Genomic DNA, 8,955 nt, shown 5'->3' with positions numbered 1-8,955 from the left:
AAAGAGGCCTTCGACCCAGTCGGTCGGCGCTTCCGGGATCGGCAGCGGGTCCCAGCGCATCCGGTTGGGATTTGGCGGGGTCTCGTCGAAGGGGCCGGAGCGGGCGCGCCCCTGGTCGAAGGCCACATAGGGGCCGTGCTGGGCCGAGGGGCGCAGGCGGTACAGCCAGCTGCGCCGGTTCTCGGCGCGCGGCGCGGTGAAGGCCGTGCCCGACAGCTGTTCGGCGTACAGGCCCATCGGCGTCTTCTGCGGCGAGTTCTGGCCCTGCGGCAGGGCGCCGGGCGCGGCCTCGGTGGCGAAATGATTGCCGAAGCCGGTCAGATAGGCGGGCGCGTTGGATCGCGTCATGTGTGTGGTCTCCCTATTTCGCTGGTTTAGCGCCGCCGCCGGCCATCGTCACCCCAAGCCGTCATCCACCGAGCGGTGCAACAGCTTCGCCGTTCGCGCGTTCAGGGCCGCCAGGAGACGACCGTCATGACCTATCTGACCCGCGCGGTCTTCGCCTTCGCCAGCCTGCTGCTGCTGTTGTCGGCCTCGGCCCTGATCGGGTTCGGCCTGATGGACGCCATCCGCACCATTCGGTCCCCGGACAAGTCCGGAGCGGACGCGGCGCTGGACATGCTGGGCTATGTCATCGTCGCCATCGCCGTCTTCGACGTGGCCAAATACATCTTCGAGGACGAGGTGCGGCGCGGCAACGAACGGCGCAGCGCGGCCGAGGCCCGGCGCAGCCTGACCAAATTCCTGTCCACCATCGTCATCGCCCTGTTCCTGGAGGCCCTGGTGGTGGTGTTCAAGACGGCGCGCCAGGACGTGGCCCTGCTGATCTATCCCACCGCCCTGCTGATCGCGGCGGTGCTGGTCCTGGTCGGGCTGGGCGTGTTCCAGCGCCTGTCGGCCACGGTCGAGGAGAAGGTCGGCGACGACGACGACGCCGAAGAACGCAAGGACAAGGTCAAGCGCAAGAGCGCCTAGCCGCCCTTGGGCAGGAAGGGCGAGAAGGTGATGACGGTGAAGGTGTCGCGGACATGCGGCCGGGTCTGGACCTGTTTGGTGACGAAGGTCCCGATGTCGGCGTCGCGCGGCAGGTTGAACTTGGCCAGCAGGTCGTGCTGGCCCGAGGTGGAATAGACCTCGGAGACGTTCTCGACATTATCGACGATGTCGGCCGCCACATCGTTGGCGTAGCCCAGCTCGGTTTTGATGAAGACGAAGATGGCGGTCATCATGGGCGGGGGCTCCTGTTGCTGGCCCGCGTCCTAAACCGTTTTGGACGCGGCGTCGAAGACGTCGGATGAAACAATATGTTCCGCCGCAGCGCCATGAACCCGGCCGCGCGGCTTTCGCTTTCGGCGGCGGCTGGGATAAGCAGGGGGCGAGGCCGGGCGACCGGTCGGTGCAACACAGGCGTTCCGGCGCGGCTCGGGACAGGCGGAGATTAAGACATGGCCCATGATCGCGTCAGCGTGCTTCAGGCGCTCGAGACCCAGGGCGTCTGCCCCGTCTTCTATCATCCCGATCCCGAGGTCAGCCTGAACGTCATCCGCGCCTGCGCGCGCGGCGGGGCGCCGGTGGTCGAGTTCACCAATCGCGGCGACTTCGCCTGCGACCTGTTCGGCGAGATCAATCGCGAGCTGATCAGGACCGACCCCGAGGTGGTGCTGGGCATCGGCTCGGTGGTCGATAGCGGTACGGCCTCGCTCTACCTGAACCGGGGCGCGCGCTTTGTCGTCAGCCCCTGCCTGGTCCCCGACGTGGCCAAGGTCTGCAACCGACGCATGGTGGCCTATTTTCCCGGCTGCGGCTCGGTGACGGACATCGGCGAGGCGCACGAGCTGGGCTGCGACATCGTCAAACTGTTTCCGGGGTCGTCGGTCGGCGGCCCGGACTTCGTCAAGGCGGTCAAGGGGCCGATGCCCTGGGTCAAGATCATGCCCACGGGCGGCGTCGATCCCGATGAGGCCTCGATCGCCAAATGGTTCGGCGCCGGCATCGTGGCGGCGGGCATGGGATCGAAACTGGTGACGGACGAAGCCGTCAAGTCGGGCGACTGGGCCGCCATCGAGGCCAAGGTGCGCGCCACCGTGGACGCCGTCGCCGCCTATCGGGCGTCGAACAAGGGCTGAACCCGCCTCAGCCGGGACCGTCGGGGCCGTCCGGTTCCGGCGGCCGGGGCGCGGCGTTGCGGCCGGTGTCGGGCGTCCGGGGACCGGACCGTGGCCCACGCCGCATCAGCAGGCCGGACAGGACCTTGCGGTCCTCGACGTCCAGTTTTTCCAGCATGGCGATGGCCTCGCCTTCCAGACGGGCGCGACCGCGCATCTCGGCCGTGCGCGACTGATCCAGCAGGGCCTGGACGCGGGCCGCGTCCATCCGGGGCTGGGACGCCGCCTGGACCGCCTGGGCCCGCGCCGCGCGAGCGGCCTCGAAATCGGGCCGGGCCGCGAGCGCAGCAGCCCGCATCCTGGCGCGAACGTCGCGCCGGACTTCAGGCTGCAGCTGGGCGATCACCTCGCGGAAGGGACCGTGGCGCGCGGTGCGGCGCAGGTCGGCGACCCGTTCGTCCACCCTGGCCCAGCTGACCGCGAAGGCGACCCCGCCGGCCAGGGCGAACAGGTTCAGGGCCACCGACACCGCCAGGGCGATCTTCAGGCTGCGTCCGCTCATCCCAGAACCTCCGTATCGTCCACCTCGACCAGGGTGGATTGGTAAAGCACCGCGTCGGCCCGCTCGTCGGCGGTGACATGGGTGGTCAGACCCACGCCGGCGACCACGCCGGCGCAGGCGGCCGCCGCCCAGCCCGCGCCCAGGAACAGGGCGATCCGGTCCAGATGATAGCGGCGGGTCTTCGCTTTCGGCGCGGCGGCCAGCAGGCGCGCCGTCAGGTCGGCCGGGGGCGTCGGGGCGGGCGAGGCGTCCAGCAGGGCGTCCAGCGCCGCCGCCTGGGCCAGCGCCGTCTTCAGCGACGGATCGGCGGCGATCAGGCTTTCGGCGAAGACGCGTTCAGACGCGGGCCACCGACGCAGGTCGGCGCCGTAAGCCTCCGCCAGAGCGTGCAACCGATCCGCCTTCATCGTCCGACTCCCTTAGTCATCCCTGGCTTCATCCCCGGCGCGAGGTCCGCCAGGGCTAGACGCAATGCGCGGCGTCCGCGCGACAACAAACTCTCCAGCGCCTCGACGCTGATGCTCATCAGGGCGGCCGCCTCGATATTGGACAGCTCCTGATAATGACACAGGACCACCGCCTCGCGCTGACGGTCCGGCAGGCGTTTCAGCGCCCCGTCGACCTGAGCCCCCGTCTCGGCCGCCAACAGGGCGCGATCCGGCGCCGGGCCGTCATCGGGGCGATCCGGCGGCGTCTCCATGGGGATTTCGCGCCGTCGCCGCAGCCGGTCGTAGCAGAGGTTCAGCGCCACCCGGTGCAGCCAGGTGTCGAACCGGGCCTTGCCGGGGGTCCATTTCGGCGCCTGTCGCCAGGCCTTGAGCAGGGTCTCCTGGGCCACGTCCTCGGCCTCGGCGGCGTCGCCCAGCATGCGTTGGGCCAGGGCCAGGATGCGCGGCAGCTTGCGCGACACAAGCGTCTGCGCGGCCGCCGGGTCGCCCTGACCCACGCGGCGCACAAGATCCTCGTCGGGGTCGACGATCGCGACCAAACCCGCCTCTTCCGCTGCTGACGAAAGGGACCGATTCGCCCAGGACGGCCGACCCCGACACCGTTCTTACTCCGAAGCCGGAGCCGGGGAAGCGGGTTGTTGCACCGGACGGACGGCGCGGCGTTGCTGACCTTGGCCTCCCCGTTCGGCGCGGCGCTCGGCGCGATTGGCGGTCATGGCGGCCCGGCGCTCGTCGGCGGTGACGACGCCGTTCTTGTCAGCGTCCATCTTGTCGAACTGTTCGCCCAGCCTGGCGGCGGCCTCGGAGATGACCACAGGGCCGCGTGCCCGACCTTCCGGACCGCGCATGGCGTGGCGGGGACCGCCGCGCTGACCCGAACGGGCGCGCTCGGGGCGATCAGGACGGGCGGCGTGACCGGCGTCGAACTCAGCGCGGCTGATGGAGCCGTCGCTGTCGGCGTCCAGCGTGGCGAAGCGGTCGTCGGCTCGCTCGGCGCGCTTGGCCTGCATGGCGGCCTGACGCTCGGCCACGCTGACCGTGCCGTCGCGGTCGGCGTCCAGCGCGGTAAGGCGGGCCACGCGAGCCTCGACGAAGGCGTCGCGGGTCAGATCGGCGTTCCGGTCGGCCAGGCCGCGCGCATAGGGCGGCGGGGGACCGTCGGCCGGCGGCGGCGGAACCTGGGCCGTGGCGACCCCGGCGCCGGCGCCGAGGACGGCGGCCAAGGCCATGGCGCTGAAACCGTTCAGAACGATGTTTCTCATCTCGATAATCTCCTCGAACCGCCTTGAGCGGTCGTTGACGACCCTGTCAGGAGATTGAACGCGGCTCCTCGGACTCTCCGTCGCGACTGATCTCTTCGCGCGTGAGCGGGACCGCCCGTTCGAAGGCCTTGCGAGCCCGCGCCCGCAGTTCCGTCAGTTCGGTCTTCAGCGACTCGAAGTCCTGAGCCCCCGCCGCCTCGGCCAGCCGCAGCCGGAAGACCGACGGCTCGGCCTCGGGATCGACCCGGCCCTCGAAGGCGGCGGCCAGCAGATGAGCCAGCCGCTGCTGCACCCGCCAGGCCTCGGCCAGGACCGGGTCGTCGTGCAGGGCCTCCAGCGTTGACAGGGTCAGGGGCTCGCCCGCGACGGCGGCCTGGAGCTGGCGGTACTGGGCCGCGAACTCGGCGTCCACCTGGCCGCCCGGCGACAGTTTCAGATCCCAGAAGCCGTGGGGGCGGCGCTCGCGATCCATCAGGGCGCGCATTCTGCGGACATCGGCGGCGACATCGACGCCGGGACGGGGCCGACGCAGGGCCGCCTCGATCGCCGCGGAGACCCGGTCGCCGAAGACCGGATCGCTGGCCCAGACGACGCGGGCGCGGGTCAGGACCATGAACTCCCAGGTCTCGGCCTCGCCGGCGTAATAGTCGTCGAAAGTGGACAGCCGCACCGAGACCGGCCCCTTGGACCCGGTGGGGCGCAGCCGCATGTCCACCTCGTACAGGCCGCCCTCGGCCGTGTGGGCCGACAGGGCCGCGATCAGCCGCTGGGTGAACCGGGCGTAGAAGACGTCGGCGGTCCAGCCCTTGATCTCGGACACCGTCTCGGGCGGGGCGTCGTACAGGGTCATCAGGTCCAGGTCGGACCCGGCCGTCATCTCGCGCGAGCCGGCCTTGCCCAGGGCCACCACGGCCACCGCGCCGGGGAAGGCGCCGCCCAGCCGTTCGGTCTCGGCCAGGGCGGCGGGCGACAGGGTCCGCATGGCGGCGTCGGCCAGGGCGGCGTAGGCGCGGCCGGCCGCCTCCGGTCCGGCGCGGCCGGTCATGGCGTGGATGCCGATGCGGAACATCTGCTCGCGGTGGAGACGGCGCACGGCGTTCATGGCGCCCTCGAAATCCTCGGTCTCGCCGGCTTCACGCAGGATCTGTTCGGTCAGGCCGGTCTCGTCCGACAGATCGGCCAGGAAGCGGGCGTCCAGCACCCCGTCCAGGGCCGCCGGCTGACGCCCCAGGGTCCGGGCCAGGCGGGGCGCGAAGGCCATGACGCCCAGCACCATCTCGAACAGTTTGGGCTGGTTCAGGAACAGGGCCTGGACCTGAACCCCGGCGGCCAGGCCCGAGAAGAAGACGGCGAACCGGCGAAAGGCGTCGTCGGGCGCGCCCGACCGGGCCAGGGCCTCCAGCAGGCGCGGCGCCAGACGAGTGAACAGTTCGCGCCCCCGCTCGGTCCGGGTCGCGGGGATGCGGCCATGGTGCCAGGAGCGGATGGTGTCCGCCACCGACGGCGCCTCGGAAAAGCCCATGCGGCGCAGGGTGTCCAGGGTCTCGGGATCGTTCTCGACCCCGGTGAAGACCAGGCTGCCATAGGCGGAGTCCAGCTCCTCCCCGCCTTCGAACAGTTCGCCGTAGCGGGTGTTGACCCGGACCAGCAGGGCCTCGACATGGGCGTCGAAGGCCGCCAGATCGGTCCAGCCGGCCAGGGCGGCGACGGCGGCGCGGCGCTGGGGATCCTCGGGCAGGCGGTGGGTCTGTTCGTCGTCCAGCATCTGGACCCGGTGCTCCAGGCCGCGCAGTTCGACATAGGCGGCGGACATCTCCTCGGCGACGGCGGCGGGGATATGGTCGGCCTGGGCCAGGGCCGTCAGGGCGTCCAGGGTGCGCGTGGCGCGCAGGGCGGGGTCGCGACCGGCCAGGATCAACTGCTGGGTCTGGGCGTAGAATTCGATCTCGCGGATGCCGCCCCGGCCGAGTTTCAGATTGGCCCCGGCGGCCTGCAGCCCCTCGCCGGTCTTGTGGACGTGGATCTGTTTCTTGATCGACTGGATGTCGAGGACGGCGGCGTAGTCCAGGCTGCGGCGCCAGATGAAGGGGCGCAGGGCTTTCACGAATCGGGCGGCGGCGCGCGGGTCGCCCAGCACCGGCCGCGCCTTGATGAAGGCCGCCCGCTCCCAGTTCTGACCGACGCTTTCATAATAGGCCAGGGCCATCGGGCCCGACACCACCGGGGGGGTCGAAGACGGGTCGGGCCGCAGCCGCAGATCGACGCGGAAGACATAGCCGTCGGCCGTCCGTTCGGTCAGCAGGGTCGCGATCCCCTTGCCGACGCGATTGGCGAAGTCCTGCATCTCCTCGCCCTCGCGCAGGGCCAGGCCCAGCAGGCGCGGCTCGAAGAAGAGCGAGATGTCGATGTCGGACGAATAGTTCAGCTCGTTCGCGCCATGCTTGCCCATGGCCAGGCCGAACAGGCCGGGGATGGGGCCGCGCGAATCGTCGGGCGGCGAGACCAGGCGACCCCGCGCGCGCTGTTCGGCGGCGACGGCGCGCAGGGCGGCGCGGCAGGCGGCGTCGGCGAAGCTGGACAGGGCGCCCGTCACCTGGTCCAGGTCCCAGACCCCGCCCAGATCGGCCAGGGCCGTCAGCAGGTGCAGATCGGCCTTCAGCACCCGGAGCGGCGCGCGGACATCGTCGGGTTCGGCGTCCAGGGCGTCGGTCTCGGCGAGGATGCGGATCAGTCCCGACGTCGGGTCCCGTTCCAAAATCCGACGCAGATGAGCCGGCCGACGACGCATCAGGCCCGCCAGATAGGGCGAGGCGCCGGCTACGGGCGCCAGGGCAGGCCAGGCGGCGTCGAGGGTCTCGCGCCAGCCGTCGGCGTCGGCGGCCTCGATCAGGGTCTCCAGCAGGCGTTCGGCGGCGGCGGGGTTCGCGACGGGGCCGGCGGCCTTGATCCGCTGGCCCAGCGGGATCGTCGCGGAGGTTTCAGTATCGGCCATCAATTTATCCGCTCATCCCGGCGAAAGCCGGGACCCAGTGCTTTCGCTCGGCGCCGCCGTTGGACCACAATCCTGACACGCGCCACAAGGCCGCGCGCCCAAAGAACTGGGTCCCGGCTTTCGCCGGGATGAGCGGAAATCTCTAAGTCTGCCCAGCGGGCGGCAGCACCAGGGCCACCCGCAGACCCGGCCCGAAGCCGCCATAGGCGCCGGGGCCTTCGTCCAGCACCACCCGGCCGCCGTGGGCCTCAGCCACCGCCGTGACCAGGGACAGGCCCAGGCCCGAGCCCGGTTCCGTGCGGCTGTTGTCCAGGCGCACGAACCGCTGAACGACGCGCTCGCGGTCCTCTTCCGGCACGCCGGGGCCGGTGTCGGTGACCGAATATTCGATCTCGCCCGACGACCGCCGCCGCGCCCGCAGCTTCACCGCCCCGCCGGCCGGGGTGTATTTGATGGCGTTGTCGATCAGATTGGCCAGGGCCTGGGCCAGGAAGGGCTGGTTGCCTTCGATCATCAGGCCGGTCTCGACCTCGGACGAGAAGTCGATCGACTTGTCCTCGGCCGCCGGTTCGTACAGCTCGGCCATGTCGGCGGCCAGTTCGCCCGCGTCCATCGGCTTGGGATCCGGCGCCCCGCCGGCTTGCAGCCGGGCGATGGCCAGGACGGTGTTGAAGGTCTTCAGCAGGTGATCGGCCTCGTCCAGGGCGATGCCCAGGGCGTCCACCCCGTCGATCTTGCCCGCCTCGGCGTCGATCAGGGCCACCTCCAGCTTGGCCCGCATCCGCGTCAGGGGCGAACGCAGGTCGTGGGCGATGGCGTCGCCGGCGTGACGGATCGAGGCCATCGACCCCTCCAGCCGGTCCAGCATGACGTTCAATCCCTGGCCCAGTTCGTCCAGTTCGTCGCCCGAATTGCGGATGGGGGCGCGGACCTTCAGGTCGCCGTCCTGCACCGCCTGGACCACGCGGTTCAGCCCGGCCATGGCGCTTTCGACCCGGCGGCTGATGTAGAGACCGCCCGCCAGACCCAGCAACATGACCAGGGCCATCGCCCCCCACAGGGCCTGGGTCAGGCGCGACAGATATTCCTCGATCCCGCCGATATCCTCGCCGACGAACAGGGTGTCGCCCCCCGCCAGCGGCATGATCACCCCGATGGAGCGGCGGGTCTGGACCCGGCCGTCGGGATCGGTGCTGGTCAGGCGGAAGGTGCTCCATTCGCCGGTCCCGGTCCGGCGCGCCTCCTTCAGGTCGAAGGGCATGACCGACAGATTGCCGGTGACGATCTTACCGTCCGGGCCGGTCAGCAGATACAGATAGGGACCGCCCCGAATCGTGCGTTCCACCAGGGCCTGGTTCAGGGCGTCGATCCCGCGCGTGCGGTGGACGGCGGTCAGGGCGGCCAGCTCCGTCTCGACGTCGGTCCGCGCCCGCGTCTGGGCCTCGGACGCCGAGGCGAAATAGACATAGGCCAGGATCGCCCCCGCCGCCGCCACGAACAGGGCCAGGAACAGCAGGGTCAGCCGGAAGGGCGTGCGGCGAAGGAGGGAGGGAAGACGCATGGGTTAAGAGAACTCTCCCTCCCC

Annotated in this window: 10 protein-coding genes; 2 read left to right on the top strand and 8 right to left on the bottom strand. The window is 70.7% G+C overall.

The genetic code is table 11. From position 1 onward, the window contains the following. Nucleotides 1-348, bottom strand: a 348-nt coding sequence (locus ER13_RS13970; RefSeq protein ID WP_035310174.1) for a homogentisate 1,2-dioxygenase, incomplete at its 3' end; no start/stop codon positions are given. A gap of 126 nt (nt 349-474) precedes the next feature. Between ER13_RS13970 and ER13_RS13965 the strand changes: the two genes are divergently transcribed. Continuing rightward, nucleotides 475-975 (top strand): hypothetical protein, encoded by a 501-nt coding sequence (locus ER13_RS13965; protein WP_035310176.1) that lies wholly within the window; start codon nt 475-477, stop codon nt 973-975. On the opposite strand, the gene ER13_RS13960 is transcribed toward ER13_RS13965, so the two are convergent. Further along, nucleotides 972-1,229, bottom strand: a complete 258-nt coding sequence (locus ER13_RS13960) for an Lrp/AsnC ligand binding domain-containing protein (protein WP_008262170.1) — start codon at nt 1,227-1,229, stop codon at nt 972-974. The two genes, ER13_RS13965 and ER13_RS13960, sit on opposite strands and share 4 nt — an antisense overlap. A gap of 216 nt (nt 1,230-1,445) precedes the next feature. Between ER13_RS13960 and ER13_RS13955 the strand changes: the two genes are divergently transcribed. Beyond that, nucleotides 1,446-2,126, top strand: a complete 681-nt coding sequence (locus ER13_RS13955) for a bifunctional 4-hydroxy-2-oxoglutarate aldolase/2-dehydro-3-deoxy-phosphogluconate aldolase (protein WP_035310172.1) — start codon at nt 1,446-1,448, stop codon at nt 2,124-2,126. 7 nt (nt 2,127-2,133) lie between these two features. Here ER13_RS13955 and ER13_RS13950 read toward each other — a convergent pair whose 3' ends face one another. The 6 genes from ER13_RS13950 to ER13_RS13925 form a co-directional block, all read right to left on the bottom strand. After that, nucleotides 2,134-2,667 carry a periplasmic heavy metal sensor gene (locus tag ER13_RS13950; RefSeq protein WP_035310170.1) on the bottom strand — a complete coding sequence of 178 codons (534 nt, stop codon included), beginning with the start codon at nt 2,665-2,667 and terminating at the stop codon, nt 2,134-2,136. Continuing rightward, complete coding sequence (locus ER13_RS13945) at nt 2,664-3,074, bottom strand: hypothetical protein (protein ID WP_035310168.1); 411 nt, start codon at nt 3,072-3,074, stop codon at nt 2,664-2,666. Before ER13_RS13945 ends, ER13_RS13950 begins: the two co-directional genes overlap by 4 nt. Continuing rightward, nucleotides 3,071-3,655: an RNA polymerase sigma factor gene (locus ER13_RS13940; protein ID WP_035310165.1), complete on the bottom strand. Its 585-nt coding sequence runs from the start codon at nt 3,653-3,655 to the stop codon at nt 3,071-3,073. The genes ER13_RS13945 and ER13_RS13940 overlap by 4 nt, the downstream gene beginning before the upstream one ends. A 66-nt stretch (nt 3,656-3,721) precedes the next feature. Next, nucleotides 3,722-4,378: a hypothetical protein gene (locus tag ER13_RS13935; protein WP_035310163.1), complete on the bottom strand. Its 657-nt coding sequence runs from the start codon at nt 4,376-4,378 to the stop codon at nt 3,722-3,724. Between the two features lie 46 nt (nt 4,379-4,424). Then, nucleotides 4,425-7,370: a bifunctional [glutamine synthetase] adenylyltransferase/[glutamine synthetase]-adenylyl-L-tyrosine phosphorylase gene (locus ER13_RS13930; RefSeq protein ID WP_035310161.1), complete on the bottom strand. Its 2,946-nt coding sequence runs from the start codon at nt 7,368-7,370 to the stop codon at nt 4,425-4,427. Between the two features lie 142 nt (nt 7,371-7,512). Beyond that, nucleotides 7,513-8,931, bottom strand: coding sequence for an ATP-binding protein (locus ER13_RS13925; protein ID WP_035310159.1), 1,419 nt, complete (start codon nt 8,929-8,931; stop codon nt 7,513-7,515). Between the last annotated feature and the right edge of the window lie 24 nt (nt 8,932-8,955).

It is taken from the genome of Brevundimonas sp. EAKA, from assembly GCF_000698025.1.
Taxonomy (GTDB): domain Bacteria; phylum Pseudomonadota; class Alphaproteobacteria; order Caulobacterales; family Caulobacteraceae; genus Brevundimonas; species Brevundimonas mediterranea_A.
The sequence above is the reverse complement of the archived record's forward strand: the minus strand, read 5'-3'. Positions and strand labels throughout refer to the sequence as shown.